The sequence below is a fragment of the Nitratidesulfovibrio liaohensis genome (assembly GCF_011682075.1).
Taxonomy (GTDB): domain Bacteria; phylum Desulfobacterota; class Desulfovibrionia; order Desulfovibrionales; family Desulfovibrionaceae; genus Cupidesulfovibrio; species Cupidesulfovibrio liaohensis.
Genome location: NZ_VSMK01000744.1, coordinates 1 through 657, shown reverse-complemented (window position 1 = coordinate 657; position 657 = coordinate 1). Strand labels below are relative to the sequence as shown.

Below are 657 nucleotides of genomic sequence, written 5' to 3'. Positions count from 1 at the left end.
CGGCCAGCGGGGCGCTGGTCAGCCGGGCCAGCTGCCGCCGGGCCTGTTCCGGATCCATGCCGCGTGCGGCGGCCATGGCGGGCAGGTTTTCTTCCGCATCGCAGGGGCGCACGTACAGCGGCTGCACGTCATCGGGGCCGTAGGTGGCTGCGACGGCCAGGGGCAGCAGCAGGGCGGGGGCGGGATGGTCGAACCGGTCGGGCAGAAAGCGCGCCTGCGGCAACAGCTCCGCCAGGGCCTGCGCCAGGACGGTCCGGTTGCGGGTAGCCCCGCTGCCCATCAGGCAGACGGCGGGGGCGGCGTCATCATCGCATCCGGACCGGTTTGTGGGCAGCGTCTGTTTTTGAGCGCCTCCGGCGGCCAAGGGGCTATCGCCCCCTGGAACCCCACAGCCGGACATGTCAGCAGTCTGTGACGCCTTCGCCCCGGTTGCGGGATGCACATTGCCGCATTGTAGCGCCACTATCCGGGCCACGGCGGCGTCAAGCGTTGCCGCCTCCACCGGGGTCAGGGCTTCGGGCAAGCCACAGGGCACACAGGGGGCAGCGGCGCTGGCGGCGTCCGGCATTTCGCCGGGCATGCGGAAGGCCTGCATGTGCACCAGCCCGCGCCGGGCGTGGGTCAGCACCCACAGCACCGTGCCGCGCGGCAGCAGCG

The 657-nt window shown here is 72.5% G+C and carries 1 pseudogene; it reads right to left on the bottom strand.

The features are described 5' to 3' along the window. A pseudogene (locus FVW27_RS18450) lies at nucleotides 1–657 on the bottom strand (tRNA (adenosine(37)-N6)-threonylcarbamoyltransferase complex dimerization subunit type 1 TsaB); the annotation flags it as partial.